Raw genomic sequence first — 20,820 nt, 5'->3', positions numbered from 1 at the left:
AAATTGAAACTATCACATTTTGTTAGTAAATAATTTTATAACCTTGACGTTATTATTTTCCCTATAAATTTTAAAATACCAAGCAACGGCAAGAAAGAGATCACTGGAAAAGCAGTGGAGATAAACTAAATATTATTATTTACACCCTATAAAAGACAAATACTGGAACGCGTTATGCAAATAATTGAACGGAGTCATCATCGTTATAGGCATCGCGTTTTTAAACCTTGTATTTTCCGATTATTTTTACGGGTACTCATCACCTTGTGCTTAATCACCGTAATATGTAATTCAGCAGCAATGGCTCAGTCTGACACATTACAACCTGATAAAGAAAATGTTGTACTTCAACACCAAGTGATTAAGCAAAAAAATGATAAGCCATTGCTTACCATTGCGGAAAATAACTCTCACTGTGAAATAGGCAGTGCATTTTGTCTCAATATTAACCGTACTCAGGCAACCTTTAGCCTGAACCTCGATGTGCTGACACGCAGCGGCGTGCGTGTACATCCGAATGTTCTGCAACTGGCACGCAAGGTGGAATAGTCCGTATGAAAAAACGTTATTCACGGGTGCTACCGCGCCCTACCCTACGTCAGGCTTTTCACCGCATTCATCTGTTGATTACGTTTATTATGCTATCCGTCGTCGGCATATTCTTATCTTTACTGGCATTACTTGCTATGCAGAAATATGCCGAAAGTAACTTAAAGCTTATCTCGACAACCATTGCCCATACCGCACAAGCCGCGGTGGTTTTTCAGGATAAAACCGCAGCAAACGAAATATTAGCCATGATTGCAGTTCATGAGGGATTTACAGAAGCTAAAATTTTTGATGCCAAACAGCAACTACTGGCAAGCTGGCAAGCTACGCCAGCGCCCCGTACCCGTAATTTTAAAAAATTGGTTGATCGCTGGCTTTTTCCTGAACCTTTGATTCTGCCGGTTTATCACCATCAACAAAAAGTCGGATCAGTCTGGCTCATTGGCAACAGCGACCACATCATCCAATTTATTTATCAGGCACTATTGGTGCTGTTTGCCTGTCTGCTGTTCAGTGCCGTCATTTCCCTTTATCTTTCTCTGCGTATGCACGATGGCATCGTCAGAGCGTTGCAGAATATTACGACCGTTGCCCACGATGTCCGGCAACGGCGGGCATTTTCACGACGTGTCCCCTCGGCTCGTATTGCTGAATTGCATGAATTGAGCCAGGTTTTTAATCATCTGCTGGAAGAATTGGAAGAATGGCAATATCACCTGCAAACAGAAAAAGCCCTTTTAACCTGGCAGGCACAACATGATTCCCTGACAGGTTTACCCAATCGAGCAACGTTTGAACGGGTTCTTGCTACTGTTATGAATGATAAATTCATGCGTCAAAGTGCGGCGATTTTATTTATTGATGGTAACAGGCTGAAATATGTCAACGATGTGTATGGTCATGCGGCTGGCGATCACGTGCTGGTCACCATCGCCGCGACGTTAAAAAGAAGGGTAAGAAAAACAGATACCGTTGCCCGGCTTGGTGGAGATGAGTTCGCCATTCTGTTGCCTTCTGCCAATTTGGAAGATGCAGAACGCATCGCAAAAAACATCATCCATGCCATGGATACCCCCATTCTCCTTCCCTCGGGTCAACCTCTGCGTATTACGCTCAGTATCGGCATCGCATTATCTAACGGTGATCTCACGGCAGAACAGCTTCTGTCTGAAGCGGATGCCGCAATGTACCACATTAAACAACGAGGCGGTGGCTGGCATTCCGCGGATACAACAAAACCAAAACTCAATTACCTGTCAAGGAACTCACTATGAGAATAAATCGTTATATTTTACTTATGATTATGGAGAAATGATGAAAGTACCCTATTTTTCGCAGTGGGAGTCATGCCATTTAGCTGCTGACATTATTCACCATCGGTTTTTTCTTGTTGACGATCCGTTGTGGCAACAGTCCGGTGCTAACTCTCCCGAGGAATATGCAACATGGGCAAACCATATTTGTGGGATGGCTTGTCTTAAGATGATACTTGCCGCTCGCACAGGAATCACTTATCCCTTGTTGACACTGACCAAAATGGCGATTGGGTATGGTGCTTATCAAGTCGAGGGAGAACATATAAAGGGAATGATTTATGCACCTGTTGTTTCAATGTTATCTGAACAATTTGGCATTTCTTCGCAAATAGAGATTGGTGTGAGCGCAGGGAAAATACATGAATTATTGACTCAGCGCAGTTTGTATATTGCTTCTGTTCACCCCAGTATCCGGTGGCCAACACAGTTCCCGGAAAAGAAAGGAGGGCATTTGGTACTTGTGACTCAGGCAACTCCCGAAGAAATAACCTTCCATAATCCGTCCGGTGACAACAGCGTAAGCCAGGTGAATGTCAACATGCCCACCACTATTTTTGACCAATTCTATGCAAAACGCGGCATACTGATTCGTTGACCCCCTCTGAAAGACGGGATTTTACAGCATACCGGATAAAAATTTTTGCCTCATTTTTGCTGTATAGCCATATCGCTATTTCCCGTCACCAAATTCTTCCTGTAGTATAGCTAGGATTATTTTTTCAAAACAAGAACCACCTCTTTTGTCATCATAAAGTTAGTAAAGATTTGCGCATTTAGGTAATAAGTCTACTGTTAAGTTATGAGCTTTATCAAAAAGGAGCAATGATGGGGCTGAGTCTGAAACGATCCCGATCTCTGTATCGGATGTTTGTGATGTTATTCATCAGCGTCACTGCCGGTACGGGATGGATATCCTGGAGATTATTTTCCAATTATCAAGATAATATCCAGAATAATGAGGAATTGGCGTATATCTCTATTTTACTCTCGTTGCTGACACTCATCTCAGCGGTGATTTTTTATCAGTACACCAAAACTATCACTCTCCCAGAATATCGACTAAAAAAATCCATTAAAAATAATCAATTTATTCCCTACATACAGCCCATCATTTGTAGCAAAAATCATGACATTATTGGCGGTGAAATCCTTGTCCGTTGGCAACACCCGACTCAAGGGTTATTAACACCAAATCAATTTATTGCACAAATTGAAAAATCCGATCTCATTATTCCCTTAACGCATAGCTTAATGACCCAGGTACGTGACTATTTCGTGCCATTTGCCGGACAATTACCCGTTCCTTTCCATGTTAATTTTAATATCAGTGCCAGACATTATAGAAATGCTGATTTAGTGGATGATTGTCAGCATTTTATTCAATCTTTTCCAAAAGAAACTATCAGGCTTATTCTGGAGGTAACCGAACGGGAGTTATTGGAGCCAGATGAGCACACCATTAATTTATTAAATAAACTGACCAAATTAGGTGTATTCATTGCCCTGGATGACTTTGGTAGTGGTTATTCTAATTATAGTTATTTACAAAAATTTAATGTTAACTTCGTAAAAATAGGCCATAACTTTGTTAGCAAAATGAATACCGATATTATTTCAAAACATATTGTGGAAAATATTATTGACCTTGCCCAGCGATTGCAATTAGCTATTGTGGCTGAAGGCGTTGAGGATCAGCAACAGGTTAATCAGTTAAAAAACTATGCTATCGATTATTTGCAAGGATATTACTTTAATCGCCCAATGCCGTTAGAAGAATTTGTGCAAAAAAGGATTATTGATGCCAAAAAACATCACCGTCACCGCGAAATTTAATAACAGAAAATATAAAAGATGTATAACTCCCTTTCGCCATTTTTTCAGTTCATAACGATTCAAGTTGCGTTTTGATATTTAAAAAACCCGATCAACCATGATCGGGTTTTGGGTTATTGTTTTACAAAACATGCTTCGCATGTTGCACAATATCAATCAAGGGTTGTGGCCAAACCCCCAGAAGCAAGACTAATAATGCAGAGAGCAGCACGACAATCCCCCCCGACGTAAACGCCCAATTACGGGGCGTATCACGGTTCAGTGTCTTCGGTGCCGGTAAATACAAACTCACCATCACACGCAAGTAGTAGTAAAGGCCGATGGCACTGCCCACCACAACCGCACCAGTCAACCACCATAATCTTGCTTCAACACCAGTTGCAATCACGTAGAATTTACCGATAAAGCCAAAGGTTAATGGAATGCCCGCTAATGACAACATCATGATCGTCATGACTGCCGACAGAATCGGTTTATGCCAGAACAACCCACGATATGAGAACAGTGAATCCGCATCCGGCCCTCGGTATGGGCTGGACATCAGGCTGACGACACCAAACGCCCCAATGCTGGCAAGCAAATAACCGACCAGATAGATACCTGCCGTTTCTTCTGCCAACGTGTGATCTTTGATGGCAATCAACACCACCAGCAAATATCCCAAATGCGCAATGGATGAATAACCTAGCAGACGCTTAATATTGCTTTGTGTTAATGCCAGCAAATTACCAAACAGGATCGAGGCAATAGCGATCACTGTCAGCGCAATCCGCAGCGTGGCACTATCCGCAACGGGGGCGTCAAGGAATAAGCGCATAACCACTGCGAAGATAGCCACCTTACTTGCTGTCGCCAAAAAAGTTGATACTGGCGCTGGTGCCCCCTGATAAACATCTGGTGTCCACAGTTGGAAAGGCACAAGAGAAAGTTTAAAGCCCAGTCCCACGAGCATCATGCCCAATCCGGCCAGAACCAACGGTTCATGCAGCTTGCTGTCACTCAGGCTTTCACCCAATGATGCAAAAGATAAATCACCGGATTCGGCATACAGCAAGGCAATGCCAAAGAGCAGGAACGAAGATGCCGCCGCAGACAACAGCATATATTTGATGCCTGCTTCTAACGAACGTTTTTGCCGATACGCATAGCCCACTAAACCAAACAGCGGCAGCGTGATTAATTCAATGCCGATAAACAGTGATGCCATATGGTTGGCAGAAGAGAGCAGAATTCCCCCTGCCGCCGCAATCAGTACCAAAAGATAAAATTCTTCTTTGTTATCAGGATACCCCCCCAACCATGGGTAGGCGAATGTCGTTGTTGCAAGGCTCGCAATCAGCACAAGGGCGGTGTAAAACATGGCAAAGCGATCGACATGGATCAATGGCGTGACATCCATTGATGCCTGCCCTCCCACAAAATAGAGCGAAAACAGCGCCAAGTTTAGACCAATCACGGTCAGGGTAGCATGGGTGAAATGATCGCGCCGCCACGCAATGGACAGCATCACAACCACCACCGTCAATCCGACGATCAATAGCGGCAACAGTGCAATCAATTGTTCAGTAGTTATTGTCATAACGAATTACGGCCTTGTCGTTAAAAGTGAAGCTGAATACCCATTCTGGATGTGACTCATCGCTGCGGCTGACGTATCAAGAATTGGTTGTGGGTAAACCCCCAGCAGCACCAACAAAACGACCAACAGCAGCAAAATGGAAATTTCACGCACATCCATCCGCTGTAAGGGTTTATCCGTTTTCGGCGTACCGTAATAAGCCTGCTGCATCAAATACAGTGCATAAACGGAGGCAAAAACTAAACCGAACACAGAAACCGTCGTAATCAGGGTAAATTGACTGAAACTGCCGAACAGGATCATAAATTCACCCACAAAGTTACCGGTTCCCGGCATCCCCAATGTCGCTACCGCGAAAAAGAGGGATATCGCAGGCAAAAGTTGAATTCTTCCCCACAATCCGCCCATTTGACGCATATCTCTGGTATGCAGACGTTCATATAACTGACCACACAGAATGAACAACCCGGCGGCTGACAGACCATGGGCAATCATCTGAATCACTGCCCCCTGATAGGCCAATTGGCTCCCCGTATAAATAGCAATCAGCACAAAGCCCATGTGGGAAACACTGGTATAAGCAATCAGACGTTTGATATCCGTCTGACTGAATGCCATCCACGCACCGTAAAAAATACCAATGACCCCCAGCCACATGGCAATCGGCGCAAATGCCGCAGACGCTTGCGGAAACAGCGGTAAACTGAAACGCAACAAGCCATATGCTGCTGTTTTCAGCAAAATACCAGCAAGGTCAACGGAACCTGCCGTGGGCGCTTGACTATGCGCATCAGGCAACCAGCCGTGTAACGGCACGACCGGCATTTTCACGGCAAATGCAATGAAAAATCCGAGCATCAGCAAGTATTGAAGGGAATATGACATCGGTGTATGCAACAGTTTTTCATAGCTGAATGTCCATTCCCCCGTGGCATCATGATGAATGAAGGCCAGTGCCAGAATCGAAATTAGCATCACCAACCCACTGGCTTGGGTATAGATGAAGAATTTCGTTGCCGCCGTGATACGGGTTTTACCTTCCGAGCCTCTGTGTCCCCACAGTGCAATCAGGAAATACATCGGTACCAGCATCACTTCCCAGAAGAAGAAGAATAAGAACAGGTCAATGGCAAGGAAAACCCCCATCACCCCACCCAATATCCACAATAAGTTCAGATGGAAGAACCCCTGATAGGGTTGATTTTCATTCCACGAACAGAGGATCGCCATTAAACCCAGTAATGCCGTCAGCACAACCATCAGCAAGGATAAACCATCCAATGCCAGATGGATGCTAATACCAAAACGGGGGATCCACGGAAGCAGAAATTCCGATTGCCACTGCGGAACCCCTTGTGGATTGGTGAGTGTATACCCTCCCTGCCACCACAGTTGCAGAGAGAGTAGTAGTGTCAGTCCCATTGCCAGAAGCGCTATCCAACGCGGCATACGAGTGCCGAAGCGCTCTGCCTGCCAGCACAGCAGACCCCCGATGAAGGGCAGAAGAATTAGCCAAGGTAGTAGCATGGCGCAATGTGTCCCTTAATTAAACCAAAAGCAGCAGCGCTAAAACCAGCACTGCCCCCAACCCCAAAGAGGTAGCGTACCAACGGACTTGTCCGTTCTCACTCCAACGAAGCCCCTTATTGCCCCAACTCGACAATATGGCTGGAATGTTCATCAGTGAATTCAAAGGATCATGTTGCAACAGACGGGAGATGCCTTTGAATGGCTTCACAAATACCCAGTCATACAGCGCATCAAATCCCCAGGCATGAAACCACCAGGTGGAAAAGAAACGCCCCGCTGCGCTATTTGCCGTCGCATTGACGACATTCCGTTTACCCAGATACAGGGCTGCCGCCAGCAAGATACCGGCCACAGCAACCACACCAGAAACGATTTCCAGTGTCATTTTGCCATCATGCCCGGTCGTGTTTTCAGGCAGAACGCCCATCAGAGGTGGCACAATCTGTGCCCCCACAACAGTGGACAGCACCAGCAGGACTAACAATGGCAAAGTATGGGTAATCCCTTTGACGGGATGCGCGTTGGTCTGAGCTTCCCCATGGAACACGATAAAGATCATGCGGAAGGTATACAGTGAGGTCATCAATGCACCAACCAACCCTGCCAGCATCAGGTTAATATGGCCATTTGCCAATGCGCCCCACAGAATTTCATCTTTACTGTAGAAACCCGCGGTCAGTAATGGTAATGCCGACAACGCCGCCCCCCCGACCAGGAAGCAGAGATAAACAAATGGGATACGCTTGCTCAGACCGCCCATTTTGAAGATGTTCTGCTCATGATGGCAGGCCAGAATCACCGAACCCGAAGCCAGGAATAATAATGCTTTGAAAAACGCATGCGTCATCAGGTGGAAGATAGCGGCATCCCATGCTTGTACGCCGAGCGCCAGAAACATGTAACCAATCTGGCTCATGGTGGAATAAGCCAGCACACGTTTGATATCGGTCTGTACCAATGCCGCAAAACCCGCTAACAGTAAGGTCACCGCACCAATAATACCGACCAAATGCAAAATATCCGGTGCCATCAGAAACAACACATGGCTGCGGGCAATCAGATAAACACCGGCTGTCACCATCGTCGCCGCATGGATCAGGGCAGAAACCGGCGTTGGGCCTGCCATCGCATCCGCCAGCCAGGTTTGCAATGGTAACTGCGCTGATTTACCGACAGCGCCCCCCAGAATCATCAAGGTTGCCCATGTGATAGCCGTCGAACCTGCCTCAATATGTTGTGGCACCAATACCGCCAGTTCACGGAAACTTAACGTCCCAAACTGGTCGTAAAGGATAAACATGCCGATGGCAAGGAATACGTCCCCGACACGGGTCACAATGAAGGCTTTCATGGCGGCGGCACCATTGGCAGGCGTCTTATAGTAGAAACCGATCAACAGGTAACTGCACAGACCAACACCTTCCCAACCGAGGTACATCAGCAGCATATTATCTGCCAGTACCAATACCACCATGCTGGCGATAAATAAGTTGGTGTAGGCGAAGAAACGGGAATATCCTTCTTCACCCCGCATATACCAGGAGGCATAAATGTGGATCAGAAAACCAACGCCGGTGACAACACTCAGCATCGTCAGTGACAGCCCGTCCAGAACCAGATTAACCGGGATACTAAAATTATCCACCGCCATCCAGTGCCACAATGTTTGGCTGTAAACCCGCCCCCCGGCTCCATTCTGAGCCAGGAATTCAATCGCTACCCCGAATGTGACCAATGCTGCCAGACCAACAGCACTAATCCCGATAGTGGCTGACCAATTTTCAGACCAGCGGCCACGGGAAAATGCCAAGAGTAAAAAGCCCAGCAGTGGCAACAGAATTGTTAAATAGAGTAAGTTCATCCGCGCATCTCACTGACTGTATCAATATTCAGGTTCTGGCGACGACGGTGCAACTGTAGCAACAGTGCCAAACCGATACTCGCCTCGGCGGCTGCCAGAGTAATGGCCAGAATATACATTACCTGACCATCAGGCTGGAGCCAGTAACTGCCGGCAACGACAAACGCCAACGCTGAGGCATTGATCATAATTTCCAGCCCGATCAGCATGAATAACAGATTGCGGCGGATAATCAGGCAGGTGAAGCCCAACGTAAATAGAATAGCCGCCAGAAGAAGCCCGTGGTGTAACGCTATCATGATTGTTCCTCCGCACGATTGCTGATCACTTCACCTTGTCGATTTTCACGGCCAATGTGGAAAGCCACAACCAATCCCGCCAACAGCAGTAAAGAGGCCAGTTCAACCGCGAGTACATAAGAACCGAATAAACTGATGCCCACGTCTTTCGCACTGACCACTTCACCACTGATCCCCGTCGATGTCGTTGACAATGTGCTGATGGCATAAGCCAAGACAGCCAACAGCACAATCGACAAGAGTGACGGGCCAATCCAGGTTCGAGGCTGTAACCACTGCCGTTCCTGCTCAACAACCGATTTGCCTAAATTCAGCATCATCACAACGAAAACGAACAACACCATGATTGCACCGGCATAAACGATGATCTCCAAAGCACCGGCAAAATAGGCCCCCATCGAAAAAAATACGACGGACAGTGCCAATAAGGAGATAATCAGATACAACAGCGCATGTACCGGATTAGTGTGAGTGATGACCCTGAGTGTGGCGAGGATGGCAACCAGCCCGGCGACATAAAACGTAAATTCCATGAATATCGCTCCTTACGGCAACAAGCTTTTAACGTCGATAGGCTTGGCTTCATTGTCGGCTTCACCCTTATCTTTGCCGTCAATCGCCATACCTGTCTTACGATAAAAGTTATAATCAGGGTATTTACCCGGCCCCGAAATCAGCAAATCTTCTTTCTCGTACACCAGATCCTGACGTTTGAATTCACCCAGTTCAAAATCGGGCGTCAACTGAATAGCGGTCGTTGGGCAGGCTTCTTCACACAGGCCACAGAAAATACAACGCGAGAAATTAACGCGGAAGAATTCAGGATACCAACGACCATCTTTATGCTCCGCTTTTTGCAGTGAGATACATCCCACCGGGCAGACTGCGGCACACAAGTTACACGCAACACAACGCTCCTCACCGTCAGGATCACGCGTCAGAACGATGCGCCCACGGTAACGGGGCGGCAGATAAACCGGCTCTTCCGGATACATTTTTGTTTCGCGTTTATGGAAGGCATGAAGCCCTATCATCCAAATACTGCGTACCTGGGTGGCGAAACCGACCACTAACTCTTTCAATGTCATGGTTCAATCACCCCTTTATTATTGCGCGTTGTATAAAATCACGGCGGCAGTCGCCAGCATATTCAGTAACGTTAACGGCAGACAGACTTTCCAGCCAAACGACATCACCTGGTCATAACGAGGACGTGGTAATGAAGCGCGGATTAAGATGAACATCATCATGAAAAATGCCGTTTTCAATGCAAACCAGATGAACGGCGGCAAGAGAGGCCCATTCCAGCCACCAAAGAACAGCGTGACGATTAACGCGGAGATCGTCACAATCGCGATATATTCCCCCACAAAAAACAGACCGAATTTCATACCGGAATATTCTATGTGATAGCCGTCGGCCAATTCCTGCTCTGCTTCCGGCTGGTCAAAAGGATGGCGGTGACACACGGCAACCCCCGCAATGGCAAACGTCAGGAATCCAAAGAATTGGGGAATAATGTTCCACACATGCTGCTGTGAATTGACAATATCCACCAGGTTAAAGGAATCGGCCTGCGCCACAACGCCCATCATGGACAGACCGAGAAACACTTCATAACTCAGTGTCTGTGCTGATGCGCGCATTGCGCCCAACAGGGAATATTTGTTGTTACTCGCCCAGCCAGCAAACAGCACCGCGTAAACCGCCAATCCCGCCATCATCATGAAGAATAAGATGCCGATGTTCAGGTCTGCCACCATCCAGGTCGGGCTTACAGGGACAATGGCAAATGCCAGAAGCAGTGAACAGAATGCAATGACAGGCGCCAACGTGAAAATAGCGCGATCAGAAAAACGGGGAGCCCAATCTTCTTTAAAGAACATTTTGATCATGTCTGCGACAAGCTGTAATGAACCGCCCCAACCCACACGGTTTGGCCCGTAACGGTTCTGAAACAGTCCAAGAATGCGGCGTTCAAAGAAGCTCATAAATGCCCCGCAGATCACCACAACCAGCAGAATGACCGCCGACTTCAGAACAGCGATCAGAATGTCAATCACATCGGGAGTCAACCAACCCATTATGCAACCTCCCGTAGGTTATTGACTGATTTACCTGCCAAAACCGGCGGAATGCCCGGCATGCCCAATGGCAAACCAATCTGCCCTTGAGCCAGATTACCACTCAGACGCACGGTCAAACGCAATTGCTGCCCTTCACAATCGAAGGTCATCATCGCGCCTTCCTTCACGTTCAAATGTTCCGCATCGTGATGATTAATCATGACATACGGCTCAGGCATACGTTCTTGTATTACCTCAGAACGTTGCGACAGTTCATCACTGCCGAACAAATGGAAATAAGGCGCAACACGCCATTGCCCCTGCTGTGCTGTGAATGGAGCAGGAATAGCGTCAAAATAGTTTAAGCCGCCATCAACCGTTTCAATCAAACGAACCCCCGGATCACCGAAACGCAGTTTGCCGCCGACTTCTGCCTGGAATTTATTCCACGCCTGTGGTGAGTTCCAGCCCGGCGCCCATGCAAACGGTATTTGCTGACGTGGCGCATATGGACTGTTGTTTCCTTCCATTGAGAAGGCAAAGGCTGTGTCAATATCCTGCGGTTGGCGTTGCTCATGGACACTGACATCGGCCAGCATCGCGGTACGACCGCTATAGCGGTGAGGTGAACGAGCCAGTTTTTGCCCACGAATGCGGAAGGTCGCATCAGGTGCGGCATTCACGATATCTTTAAATTGCGGCATGGCTTTGACACACGCGTTGATAACATGATCAAGTTGCGTCCAGTCAGTCTGACATTGTGTATAGGTGGTATACAGCGAATGCATCCAACGCCAGCTTTCTAACATCACGATGGATTTGTCATAAAATGCCGGTTCATAAACTTGGAAATAGCGTTGGGCACGACCTTCCTGATTGACCAACGTCCCATCACTTTCAGCAAAACTGGACGCTGACAAAATCAAATTGGCCTTGTCCATAATCGCCGTGCGTTGATGATCAACAACAATCAGGTTTTTCAGGTTATCTAAGGCGCGGTCAATTTTATCAGCTGGCGCATGCCGATAAAGATCATTTTCCACCACAATAACGGTATCTGAATTTCCTTTGGCAATGCGTTGCAAAGCCGCATCCAATGGCTGCGCTTCCATCATCGCCAGCCCCAGGCTATTGGCATACGCAGCAACATAAGAAAGGCCGACATGGGCGCCCTTATCTTTCAATGCCCAGGCAATATTCGCCGCAGCCTGAATCAACGTATCACTCCCCGGATTGCTCCCACTGATAATCAATGGTTTTTTTGCATCGCGCAGCGCTTGTGCAATGATTTCGGCTTTCGATTTCAATTCATCCGGCAAATCATCGACGGCAGGTGCGATACTATTTAGGGTATGAGCAATCGCAAAGCCCAACCGTGCCTGATCATCAACTGGAGCATGGTAACTCCAGGCGGCGATATCATCCAGACGCGTTTCATCGACGCTGGTTAAGAACAGAGGATACTTGGCACGCTGGCCGATATTCATAATCGCCGCAATTTGCCAGTCAGCCACTTTTTGGGCTGCCGCCATTTCACGTGCTTTGCCTTTCACTGCCTGACGGACAGATAATGCCATTCGGGCAGCGGTTTGCGTCAGATCTTCGCCTAAAATCAATACCGCATCGTAATCTTCAATTTCACGCAAGGCGGGGGTATAAACGCCGCCTTGCTGGAGAATTTCCAACATCATATCAAGGCGGTGTTGCTCTTCTGCTGAAATGCCACTGTAGAAGTTTTGCGCACCGACCAATTCCCGCAAAGCAAAATTACTTTCAATGCTGGCACGCGGTGAACCGATACCAATGGTATTTTTCGCCTGCCGCAAAATATCGGCGCCCCCTTGCATCACTTGCTCGGCATTCAGTGAAATCCACTGATCACCGCGTAATTGTTGTGGCTTGCGAGGACGGTCATCACGGTTAACATAACCATACCCAAACCGCCCACGGTCACACATAAAGTAGTGGTTGATCGTCCCGTTGTAACGGTTTTCGATGCGGCGCAATTCACCGTAACGCTCGCCGGGGCTGGTATTACAACCGATACTACACTGCTGACAGATACTTGGGGCAAACTGCATGTCCCATTTACGGTTATAACGTTCTGAATGTGTTTTGTCGGTAAACACCCCGGTCGGACAGATTTCAACCAGATTGCCGGCGAATTCACTTTCTAATGTGCCACTTTCAGGGCGACCAAAATAGACGTTGTCATGCGCACCATAAACGCCAAAATCCGTGCCATCCGCATAATCTTTGTAGTAGCGAACACACCGGTAACAAGCGATACAGCGGTTCATTTCATGAGCAATAAAGGGACCCAGTGCCTGATTCTGATGAGTACGTTTAGTAAAACGGTATTTGCGGAATGAATGCCCGGTCATTACCGTCATATCCTGCAAATGGCAGTTTCCGCCCTCCTCACAAACCGGACAATCGTGAGGGTGGTTGGTCATCAGCCATTCCACGACACTCGCACGGAACTGTTTGGCCTCTTCATCATCAATGGAGATATACGTGCCATCTGCCGCCGGTGTCATACAAGACATCACCAGGCGACCACGTGTATCTTCTGCGTTCTGATATTGCTTGACCGCACACTGGCGGCAAGCGCCAACGCTTCCCAGCGCCGGATGCCAGCAAAAATAAGGTATATCAAGCCCCAGTGAGAGGCAGGCTTGCAACAGGTTATCAGCCCCGTTTACGTCATATTCTTTGCCGTCTACATGTATCGTTGCCATAGTCAGCATGCTTCCCAATGGCCTGCCGTGGCAGGCGTTAATCAAAATTTTGCTTTCACCCTGTTTTTGCAAACGATTTATCAAAACCGGTTCACAAACTCAGGACGCAAACAAGCCTTACCAGCGCTGGTTAAGTAAATTTGGTTGAATACCCGTAATCAGCCTGGTATTGCCATAGTCTTTAGTCACAATTCCTGCCTCAAACTCTTCGCGGAAGTATTTGATCGCACTCTGCAAAGGCTCTACAGCACCGGGAGCATGAGCACAAAAAGTCTTACCGGGGCCGAGGAAACGGCAGAGTTGTTCTAACGTTTCGATATCACCAGTCTGGCCTTTACCGTCCTCAATCGCGCGGAGGATTTTGACGCTCCACGGTAAGCCATCACGACAGGGTGTACACCAGCCACAGGATTCACGCGCGAAGAATTCTTCAAGATTGCGGGTCAGGGAAACCATATTAATTTCATGATCCACCGCCATGGCCAGTGCGGTTCCCAAGCGACTACCCGCTTTGGCAATATGCGCAAAATCCATCGGCAGATCCAAATGGTCGGCGGTCAGGAAATCCGTGCCGGCGCCGCCGGGTTGCCAGGCTTTGAATTTCAGGCCATCACGCATTCCACCCGCATAATCTTCAAGAATTTCACGGGCTGTCGTACCAAAAGGGAGTTCCCAAACACCCGGGTTTTTTACCCGGCCAGAAAACCCCATCAGCTTCGTACCGGCATCTTGACTTTTGCCTTCACTCAAGCCGATATACCACGCTTTTCCATGTTCGAGGATTGCCGGAACGTTGCACAACGTTTCAACGTTGTTGACGCACGTTGGTTTACCCCATACACCAGAAGTCGCCGGAAAGGGGGGTTTTGATCGTGGATTTGCCCGGCGCCCTTCAAGGGAATTTATCAGTGCGGTTTCTTCACCACAGATATAACGACCCGCACCAGTATGAACAAACAGTTCAAAATCAAAACCACTGCCCAAAATATTCTTGCCAAGTAGCCCCGCCGCTTTTGCTTCTTCAATTGCTCTGCGTAAATGAACCGCAGCTTCAATATATTCACCACGCAGGAAGATGTAGCCACGATAGGCCTTCAGCGCAAAAGCACTGATCAACATCCCTTCCACTAACAAATGAGGCAGTTGCTCCATCAACAAGCGGTCTTTGTAAGTTCCCGGTTCCATCTCATCCGCATTACACAGTAAGTAACGGATATTCATGCTTTCGTCTTTTGGCATCAGGCTCCATTTCAAGCCGGTTGAAAACCCGGCCCCCCCACGCCCTTTTAGACCAGCCTCTTTAACCAGGGTGGTAATGTCATCAGGCGCCATGCCCTTCAGTGCTTTTTCGGCGCCCTTGTAACCATTTCGGCTTAAGTACTCATCCAACCAGACGGGTTGTCGATCATCACGCAACCGCCATGTCAGGGGATGCGTTTCCGCAGTGCGGATAATGTCTTTCACTCCTGAATGCGTTGTCATGGATACTGCTCCAGTAATGTTTGTATTTCTTCAGGTTTCACGTAACTGTGGGTATCATCATCAATCATCATGGTCGGTCCCTTATCACAGTTACCCAGACAGCAGGTTGGCAATAGTGTGAAACGCCCATCTGCGGTGGTCTGCCCCGGACGAATATTCAGGTGAGACTCTATCGCCGCCTGAACACCTTGAAAGCCTGTGATATGGCATACCACGCTGTCACAGTAACGGATAATGTGACGACCGACTGGTTGTCGGTAAATCTGGCTGTAGAACGTTGCTACCCCTTCCACATCACTGGCCGGAATACTCAAGACGTCAGCAATGGCATAAATGGCACCATCGGGAACCCAGCCACGCTGCTTTTGCACAATTTTCAGTGCTTCGATTGACGCAGCACGCGGATCTTCATAGTGGTGTTTTTCCTGCTCAATGGCATCCCGTTCTTCAGCGCTCAAGACAAACTTATCCGGTGTCTGAGCATCCGTTACGTTAACCACATCCAGGCGTGCCTGCTTGTTTGCGTTAAATTCACTTTGCATCGTTAGCGATCCACATCAGACATAACAAAATCGATACTGCCCAGATAGACGATAAGGTCAGAAACCAGGCTACCGCGGATCACCGACGGAATTTGCTGCAAGTGAGCAAAACTGGGTGTACGGATGCGGGTACGATAGCTCATCGTGCTGCCATCACTGGTCAGGTAATAACTGTTAATTCCCTTAGTCGCTTCAATCATCTGGAATGATTCATTGGCCGGCATGACGGGTCCCCATGACACTTGCAAGAAGTGGTTAATCATGGTTTCGATGTGCTGCAACGTCCGTTCTCTCGGGGGCGGCGTTGTCAATGGGTGATCAGCCTTGAATGGGCCTGCCGGCATATTGTGAAGACACTGCTCAAGAATACGCATACTCTGACGGATTTCTTCCACTTTCAGCATCACACGGTCGTAGCAATCGCCGTTGTAGCCGGTCGGGACTTCAAATTCAAAATTTTCATAACCGGAATAGGGACGCCATTTACGCACGTCAAAGCTCATGCCGGTTGCACGCAACCCCGCACCGGTCACGCCCCAGTCCAAAGCCTGTTTAGCATTGTAGGCCGCCACACCCACCGAACGCCCTTTCAGGACACTGTTTTTCAAGGCTGCTTTGACATAAGAATTTAATCGCTTCGGTAGCCAGTCCAGCAATTCACGCAGTAGTTTGTCCCAACCGCGTGGCAGGTCATGTGCAACCCCCCCGATGCGAAACCAGGCCGGATGCATACGGAATCCCGTAATGGCCTCAACAACATCGTAAACTTTCTGCCGGTCAGTAAAGGCAAAAAAGACGGGAGTCATTGCACCAACGTCCTGGATAAAGGTGGTGATATAAAGCAAATGGCTATTAATGCGAAACAACTCAGATAACATGACACGAATTGTTTTCACACGATCCGGGACATCAATACCGGCCAGCTTCTCAACCGCCAGCACATAAGGCATTTCGTTAACACATCCCCCCAGATATTCAATACGATCGGTATAAGGGATATAGCTGTGCCACGACTGGCGTTCGCCCATTTTTTCCGCACCACGATGGTGGTAGCCAATATCGGGAACGCAATCAACGATTTCTTCGCCATCAAGTTGCAGAATGATGCGGAATGCGCCATGAGCAGAAGGGTGGTTCGGGCCGAGGTTGAGAAACATGAAGTCTTCGTTGTCAGTGCTTCGCTTCATGCCCCATTCTTCGGGTTTGAAAGTCAGCGCTTCCATTTCCAGATCTTCTTTCTGCTTCGTCAACATGAAAGGATCAAATTCCGTGGCACGCGCAGCATATTCTTTGCGCAGTGGGTGCCCTTCCCATGTCGGTGGCATCAAGATGCGGCGCAAATTCGGATGGCCGTTAAATATAATGCCAAACATTTCCCACGTTTCACGTTCATACCAATTGGCATTCGGGAAAATGGACGTGATTGTCGGGATATTCAGGTCAGATTCAGTGAGGGCAACTTTCAACATAATGTCTCGGTTGCGCTCAATAGAAATCAGGTGATAAAACACCGAAAAATCGGCCGCCGGCAACCCTGCCCGATAAGCGCGCAGCCGCTCATCGACACCATGTAAATCAAATAGCATCACATAAGGTTTGGGTCGTTTTCTCAGGAACGTGATTACTTCCAGTAACTGTTCCCGCCTGACCCAAACAACGGGCATACCGGTACGGGTCGGCTGGATGGTAAAGGCGTCCGGGCCAAATTGACGGTAAAGCTCGCCGACAACCGGATCATCAAGATGATCTCGTGTTGCCCAGGCAGGCTGTGCGCTTTCTTGCGCGATCTGATCTGTCATCATTCTTCACCACAACGCTTGATCAGGGTTTTTGTGATCGCAACACATTGCTCTGGTTACGCTATATGGCTAAAAGCCTTAAATTTCGTCTGGCGTCCGCAGGTTTTTCACTGCAATACGTTCACCACGCTTCCGTTCTCTTTCTGATTGCATATTGGCGCGGTAAACCCCCTGATCGCCAACCACCCATGATAATGGGCGGCGTTCTTTGCCTATGGACTCCTGCAATAGCAGCAGTGCCTGCATATAGGCCTCCGGGCGAGGAGGACAGCCAGGGATATAAACATCGACGGGGATAAATTTATCAACCCCCTGCACGACAGAGTAAATATCGTACATACCACCGGAATTTGCGCAGGCGCCCATAGAAATCACCCATTTCGGTTCCAGCATTTGATCGTACAGACGTTGAATGACGGGCGCCATTTTGACAAAGCAGGTTCCCGAAACCACCATAAAGTCAGCCTGACGGGGGGATGCCCGTAATACTTCTGCACCAAAACGAGCAACATCGTGAACAGCGGTAAATGACGTCACCATTTCCACATAACAGCAAGAAAGCCCAAAGTTATAAGGCCACAAGGAGTTTTTTCTTCCCCAGTTCACCACATCATGCAGCGCATGTTCCAATTTTCCCATATAGACACTACGGTGAACGTGCTGTTCTAAGGGATCACTGACAGTTTCCTGTTTTTGCAGGGGATAACGGTCATTCTCACCGTTCGGATCGATGCGGGTGAGCGTATAATCCATCTTTATGCCTCGCTATGACTGCACATGACTGTTGTTGGTATACGTGTCAGCACTCGGTTTACTGACCTGACGTTTTGAACGTGCAGGTGTCCAATCCAACGCGCCAATGCGTGCCAGATAAACCAAGCCTGCCAATAACACCAAAATGAAAATGCTGGCTTCGGCAAAGCCCAACCAGCCGCTCTCTTTGATTGAGACGGCCCAGGCGTACAGGAAAAGGGCTTCAACGTCGAAGATCACAAAGAACATGGCAACCAGATAAAACTTCGCCGACAGACGCAGACGAGCACTGCCGACAGAATCAATACCTGATTCGTAAGGTACGTGTTTTGCTCTGGCTTTCGCCCTGCCTCCCATGAAGTACCCACCCAGTAACATGAGTACACATAAGCCAAGAGCACCGATGAAGAAAACTGCAAATGCCCAGTGATGGGCCAAAATTCCAGTGGATGTAGACATACTCGTTGCTTACTCATCAAAAAGTGGCGTCAAGGTTTCTGCTCTTTTTACCGGCAGTGTTGCACCACATCGATTCATAGGAAGGAATAATCACCAAATCTGAAACCGCGCTAATCAATATGTTGCCTCGCGTGAATCGTCTCAGTTTTTATTCCTCTCAACAATATTTGCCACAACGGCAAAAACACTTACACATTTATTTACAAACAGCAAACCGTTGATTAACAGATTGTGCTGATATATCGCTAAAACGAGTCAGTTGCATAAAAAAACACCGTCCCGATTTAACTAGTCTAACCGATAACTCGACTTTACTACACCATTATCGCAGGAAAAACCTGTCTTTCCACTGTACTACTTGGGGTATTTTTATGATCAAGTGCACATTTTTACTGAAAAACATTCAGCACCTGAACGAAATTCATTCAATTTTTAATGAGTTGTTTCTAAAAAGAACTGAGGGTGGGCAATAAGAAAACTATTTCTGAAAAAAGGGGTTATTTTATCAACTGAAGAAATTAATCTTGTTAACAAATAAACATTCTTTTAACTAAGCTCAGAAAGATATAGAAAATTTAATAGGATATATTTCGTGTTGGAAATATCAGAAATGGAAATGAAAAGTGGAAAGGATTATTCGTCAATAATTAACAACAGGCTAATATCTCCATGATTACAATGGAGACATTAGCCTATAAAATACATTGGACTTATTTGTCTATATCTTCAACGGAATTATCATTAATATCTTCGGTCGATTTAATCGCGTCAATAGAATCAATAAATTCATCCACTTCATCAGATTCATCGGATTCAATTGGTGTTACGGCATAAGGTGTTTTTTTATTTTCTATTGCGTCAAAAACAGTTAAAACCGCTTCATTCTGCTCATGACTATTACGGTACAAGAAGAATTGGATTTCCGGCAGGCGAGGTAAGCCTTCACTTTCACCTAAAATTCTCAGATCTGCATTATGCATTTCCAGAGGGCGAGCGGTAACACCGACTTCAGCATTCACCGCCGCACGAACAGCAGACAGTGAAGCCGCTTCATACGCAATACGCCACGGAATGCCGGCCATTTCCAGCGTCTCCTGAGCGATCTGACGGAAAGGGTTAGTCATATCCATCACAACCAACGGGACAGGTTCGTTCGTCTGTAATTGAAAATCTGGCGCACAATGCCATAAAACAGGCGAAGAACGCAGAAGCGTTTTAGGATGGTGGTTAATTTTTGCTGTGGTTAATGCCAAATCAATTTCATGGTTATCCAGCATGCTTTCGATAAATTGAGCACGCTTAATCCGTACATCAACAGCCACACGTGGATAGACAGAAGCAATACGGTTTAATAAAAAAGGCAGCAATGTATCAACAGCGTCATCTGATACACCCACCCTTAATTCACCGTCTGCATCATTATAAGTCAATGATGCTGTTGCATCGTCATTAGCACGAAGAATTTGACGTGCATAACCCAGAAGTTGAAGCCCGTGCTCAGTCAGAAGCTTATTGCGCCCATGGCGAGCGAATAGTTCTCTTCCCACGAGTTGTTCCAGGCGCTGCATTTGCTGACTCACAGCTGACTGCGTTCTAGAAACTGCTGCTGCGGCGGCTGCAAACGTATTTAAATCAGCAACGGCAACAAAAGTTCTTAGCAGATCGAGATCGAGGTTTATTATCTGACGATTTGCATTGATCATATTCTAATGTCTTCTTATATTCTATGGTTCTTTAATCAATTAACTAGCCTGGTGTTGTTACTTCAGTAGTATCAAATAAAATAATACCGATTGTGACATTACTCTACTCTATTAAATAGGGCAAAGATTTACTGCATTTTTTTCACTATTCAGATCATCATGGGTTTTATTTTCTCCTTTCTTAACAAAATTTATGCAATCCCAAAGTTAATTAAAGATAAAACCCTATTTACATCACATAATCACCAATTTCCAGCACAAATATCCTTTTTCTGACTTGCTTCAAAGAATAGCGTAATCTGAATTAG

At 47.1% G+C, this 20,820-nt stretch carries 18 protein-coding genes; 4 read left to right on the top strand and 14 right to left on the bottom strand.

From position 1 onward, the window contains the following. Positions 1–174: 174 nt before the first annotated feature. The 4 genes from yfiR (at position 175) to XPG1_RS05610 (ending at position 3,698) form a co-directional block, all read left to right on the top strand. Positions 175–549, top strand: a complete 375-nt coding sequence (gene yfiR, locus XPG1_RS18895; RefSeq protein WP_052708257.1) for a regulatory sequestration protein YfiR — start codon at positions 175–177, stop codon at positions 547–549. 5 nt (positions 550–554) lie between these two features. Next, positions 555–1,823, top strand: coding sequence for a diguanylate cyclase DgcN/YfiN (gene dgcN / locus XPG1_RS05620; RefSeq protein WP_045958203.1), 1,269 nt, complete (start codon positions 555–557; stop codon positions 1,821–1,823). 37 nt (positions 1,824–1,860) lie between these two features. Continuing rightward, positions 1,861–2,460 carry a C39 family peptidase gene (locus tag XPG1_RS05615; protein ID WP_231853054.1) on the top strand — a complete coding sequence of 200 codons (600 nt, stop codon included), beginning with the start codon at positions 1,861–1,863 and terminating at the stop codon, positions 2,458–2,460. A 278-nt stretch (positions 2,461–2,738) separates the two neighbouring features. Beyond that, entirely contained in the window at positions 2,739–3,698 is a 960-nt protein-coding gene (locus tag XPG1_RS05610; protein ID WP_231853053.1) for a cyclic diguanylate phosphodiesterase, read from the top strand. A gap of 121 nt (positions 3,699–3,819) precedes the next feature. Here XPG1_RS05610 and nuoN read toward each other — a convergent pair whose 3' ends face one another. The 14 genes from nuoN to XPG1_RS05540 form a co-directional block, all read right to left on the bottom strand. Then, entirely contained in the window at positions 3,820–5,277 is a 1,458-nt protein-coding gene (nuoN, locus tag XPG1_RS05605) for an NADH-quinone oxidoreductase subunit NuoN (RefSeq protein WP_045958200.1), read from the bottom strand. Between the two features lie 6 nt (positions 5,278–5,283). Beyond that, positions 5,284–6,804, bottom strand: a complete 1,521-nt coding sequence (nuoM, locus tag XPG1_RS05600; protein ID WP_045958199.1) for an NADH-quinone oxidoreductase subunit M — start codon at positions 6,802–6,804, stop codon at positions 5,284–5,286. A 19-nt stretch (positions 6,805–6,823) separates the two neighbouring features. After that, a complete protein-coding gene (nuoL, locus tag XPG1_RS05595) occupies positions 6,824–8,668 on the bottom strand; it encodes an NADH-quinone oxidoreductase subunit L (protein WP_045958198.1) in 1,845 nt (614 codons plus the stop codon). Continuing rightward, on the bottom strand, positions 8,665–8,967 hold the full coding sequence (nuoK, locus tag XPG1_RS05590; protein ID WP_045958197.1) for an NADH-quinone oxidoreductase subunit NuoK: 303 nt from the start codon (positions 8,965–8,967) through the stop codon (positions 8,665–8,667). The genes nuoL and nuoK overlap by 4 nt, the downstream gene beginning before the upstream one ends. Further along, positions 8,964–9,500 (bottom strand): NADH-quinone oxidoreductase subunit J, encoded by a 537-nt coding sequence (gene nuoJ / locus XPG1_RS05585; RefSeq protein ID WP_045958196.1) that lies wholly within the window; start codon positions 9,498–9,500, stop codon positions 8,964–8,966. The genes nuoK and nuoJ overlap by 4 nt, the downstream gene beginning before the upstream one ends. Before the next feature lie 12 nt (positions 9,501–9,512). After that, a complete protein-coding gene (gene nuoI / locus XPG1_RS05580) occupies positions 9,513–10,055 on the bottom strand; it encodes an NADH-quinone oxidoreductase subunit NuoI (RefSeq protein ID WP_045958195.1) in 543 nt (180 codons plus the stop codon). A gap of 18 nt (positions 10,056–10,073) precedes the next feature. Then, the gene (gene nuoH / locus XPG1_RS05575) at positions 10,074–11,051 is read right to left on the bottom strand and encodes an NADH-quinone oxidoreductase subunit NuoH (RefSeq protein WP_045958194.1); all 978 of its coding nucleotides are present in this window, start codon (positions 11,049–11,051) and stop codon (positions 10,074–10,076) included. Further along, positions 11,051–13,774 carry an NADH-quinone oxidoreductase subunit NuoG gene (nuoG, locus tag XPG1_RS05570; protein ID WP_157879448.1) on the bottom strand — a complete coding sequence of 908 codons (2,724 nt, stop codon included), beginning with the start codon at positions 13,772–13,774 and terminating at the stop codon, positions 11,051–11,053. The genes nuoH and nuoG overlap by 1 nt, the downstream gene beginning before the upstream one ends. Positions 13,775–13,891: 117 nt before the next feature. Next, positions 13,892–15,256, bottom strand: coding sequence for an NADH-quinone oxidoreductase subunit NuoF (nuoF, locus tag XPG1_RS05565; RefSeq protein WP_045958193.1), 1,365 nt, complete (start codon positions 15,254–15,256; stop codon positions 13,892–13,894). Next, a complete protein-coding gene (nuoE, locus tag XPG1_RS05560) occupies positions 15,253–15,798 on the bottom strand; it encodes an NADH-quinone oxidoreductase subunit NuoE (RefSeq protein ID WP_045958192.1) in 546 nt (181 codons plus the stop codon). The genes nuoF and nuoE overlap by 4 nt, the downstream gene beginning before the upstream one ends. A 2-nt stretch (positions 15,799–15,800) precedes the next feature. Continuing rightward, positions 15,801–17,600 carry an NADH-quinone oxidoreductase subunit C/D gene (nuoC, locus tag XPG1_RS05555; RefSeq protein WP_173425863.1) on the bottom strand — a complete coding sequence of 600 codons (1,800 nt, stop codon included), beginning with the start codon at positions 17,598–17,600 and terminating at the stop codon, positions 15,801–15,803. A gap of 75 nt (positions 17,601–17,675) precedes the next feature. Continuing rightward, positions 17,676–18,350 carry a NuoB/complex I 20 kDa subunit family protein gene (locus tag XPG1_RS05550; RefSeq protein ID WP_045958190.1) on the bottom strand — a complete coding sequence of 225 codons (675 nt, stop codon included), beginning with the start codon at positions 18,348–18,350 and terminating at the stop codon, positions 17,676–17,678. A gap of 12 nt (positions 18,351–18,362) precedes the next feature. Next, positions 18,363–18,809, bottom strand: a complete 447-nt coding sequence (locus XPG1_RS05545; protein ID WP_045958189.1) for an NADH-quinone oxidoreductase subunit A — start codon at positions 18,807–18,809, stop codon at positions 18,363–18,365. Between the two features lie 710 nt (positions 18,810–19,519). Then, positions 19,520–20,512, bottom strand: a complete 993-nt coding sequence (locus XPG1_RS05540; RefSeq protein ID WP_045958188.1) for a LysR family transcriptional regulator — start codon at positions 20,510–20,512, stop codon at positions 19,520–19,522. Positions 20,513–20,820 lie beyond the last annotated feature (308 nt).

This window comes from Xenorhabdus poinarii G6 (assembly GCF_000968175.1).
GTDB lineage: Bacteria > Pseudomonadota > Gammaproteobacteria > Enterobacterales > Enterobacteriaceae > Xenorhabdus > Xenorhabdus poinarii.
This window is presented reverse-complemented; position numbering and strand designations above follow the sequence as displayed.

What these genes read in the sequence shown, in the direction of transcription:
- yfiR (WP_052708257.1), top strand. Translation starts at nt 175, where the DNA reads ATGCAAATAATTGAACGGAGTCATCATCGTTATAGGCATCGCGTTTTT.
- dgcN (WP_045958203.1), top strand. Translation starts at nt 555, where the DNA reads ATGAAAAAACGTTATTCACGGGTGCTACCGCGCCCTACCCTACGTCAG.
- XPG1_RS05615 (WP_231853054.1), top strand. Translation starts at nt 1,861, where the DNA reads ATGATGAAAGTACCCTATTTTTCGCAGTGGGAGTCATGCCATTTAGCT.
- XPG1_RS05610 (WP_231853053.1), top strand. Translation starts at nt 2,739, where the DNA reads ATGTTATTCATCAGCGTCACTGCCGGTACGGGATGGATATCCTGGAGA.
- nuoN (WP_045958200.1), bottom strand. Translation starts at nt 5,277, where the DNA reads ATGACAATAACTACTGAACAATTGATTGCACTGTTGCCGCTATTGATC.
- nuoM (WP_045958199.1), bottom strand. Translation starts at nt 6,804, where the DNA reads ATGCTACTACCTTGGCTAATTCTTCTGCCCTTCATCGGGGGTCTGCTG.
- nuoL (WP_045958198.1), bottom strand. Translation starts at nt 8,668, where the DNA reads ATGAACTTACTCTATTTAACAATTCTGTTGCCACTGCTGGGCTTTTTA.
- nuoK (WP_045958197.1), bottom strand. Translation starts at nt 8,967, where the DNA reads ATGATAGCGTTACACCACGGGCTTCTTCTGGCGGCTATTCTATTTACG.
- nuoJ (WP_045958196.1), bottom strand. Translation starts at nt 9,500, where the DNA reads ATGGAATTTACGTTTTATGTCGCCGGGCTGGTTGCCATCCTCGCCACA.
- nuoI (WP_045958195.1), bottom strand. Translation starts at nt 10,055, where the DNA reads ATGACATTGAAAGAGTTAGTGGTCGGTTTCGCCACCCAGGTACGCAGT.
- nuoH (WP_045958194.1), bottom strand. Translation starts at nt 11,051, where the DNA reads ATGGGTTGGTTGACTCCCGATGTGATTGACATTCTGATCGCTGTTCTG.
- nuoG (WP_157879448.1), bottom strand. Translation starts at nt 13,774, where the DNA reads ATGGCAACGATACATGTAGACGGCAAAGAATATGACGTAAACGGGGCT.
- nuoF (WP_045958193.1), bottom strand. Translation starts at nt 15,256, where the DNA reads ATGACAACGCATTCAGGAGTGAAAGACATTATCCGCACTGCGGAAACG.
- nuoE (WP_045958192.1), bottom strand. Translation starts at nt 15,798, where the DNA reads ATGCAAAGTGAATTTAACGCAAACAAGCAGGCACGCCTGGATGTGGTT.
- nuoC (WP_173425863.1), bottom strand. Translation starts at nt 17,600, where the DNA reads ATGATGACAGATCAGATCGCGCAAGAAAGCGCACAGCCTGCCTGGGCA.
- XPG1_RS05550 (WP_045958190.1), bottom strand. Translation starts at nt 18,350, where the DNA reads ATGGATTATACGCTCACCCGCATCGATCCGAACGGTGAGAATGACCGT.
- XPG1_RS05545 (WP_045958189.1), bottom strand. Translation starts at nt 18,809, where the DNA reads ATGTCTACATCCACTGGAATTTTGGCCCATCACTGGGCATTTGCAGTT.
- XPG1_RS05540 (WP_045958188.1), bottom strand. Translation starts at nt 20,512, where the DNA reads ATGATCAATGCAAATCGTCAGATAATAAACCTCGATCTCGATCTGCTA.